This is a genomic window from Thalassobacillus sp. C254, from assembly GCF_001310615.1.
Map to the genome: position 1 here is coordinate 1 of NZ_BAXQ01000072.1, position 1,010 is coordinate 1,010.

Genomic DNA, 1,010 nt, shown 5'->3' on the forward strand with positions numbered 1-1,010 from the left:
GCCTACCATCCAAGAATGATGATGAAGCTGATCCTGTGCGCCTACACACAATCCACTTTCTCAGGAAGAAAGATCGAAGGGCTTTTGAAAGACAGTGTCCGTATGATGTGGCTGGCTCAGGGATACGAACCAAGTTATCGTACGATCAATCGCTTCCGGGTTCATCCTGAATCTCAGGAATTATTGCGACATTGCTTCGTTCAATTTAGGTGCCAACTTGTTGAAGAAAAGCTGATTGATGATGAGGCAATCTTCATTGATGGTACGAAGGTGGAGGCAAACGCGAATAAATTTACTTTTGTCTGGCGTAAATCCGTTGAAAGGTATAGCGCCGGCTTAGTGGAAAAGTCGAATCAGCTTTATGAGGAGCTGCTAAACCAGGATATCATTCCTGCCATCGAACGGGATCATCTCGAGGAATTATCTTATGAAGAGCTCGAAGAGGTCATACAAGAGCTTGAGGAAACCGTTGAAGATTATGATAAGCGAATTGAAGAATCGACAGATACGAAAGAGCGCAAGCAGCTTCGATCAGAACGAAAAACACCCAAACAATATCGTAAGCAGTTTAAGGATTTTGTTTTACGCAAACATAAGTATAAGCAGGACCTTGCGATCCTGGGAGAGCGAAACAGTTACTCAAAGACGGATCATGATGCCACCTTTATGCGGATGAAAGACGACTATATGAAGAATGGGCAACTAAAAGCCGGGTATAATCTGCAGATTGCAACCGAAGGCCAGTACGCTCTTGCTTACGATATCTTTCCAAACCCTACTGATACCCGGACGTTCATCCCTTTTTTGGACACAATTGAGGAAGATTTTTTCTCTTTGCCATCTTATATCGTGGCTGATGCGGGTTATGGAAGTGAACAGAATTATGAAGACGTGTTTAACAATCGTCAGCGAACCCCACTCATCACATACGGCATGTATCGCAAAGAGAAGAAAAAGCATATAGGAACAACCCATTCAACGTAAGTAACTGGATCTTTGACCAGGAGACC

Annotated in this window: 1 pseudogene; it reads left to right on the forward strand. The window is 43.6% G+C overall.

The features are described 5' to 3' along the window. A pseudogene (locus tag JCM19033_RS21685) lies at nucleotides 1-1,010 on the forward strand (transposase); the annotation flags it as partial.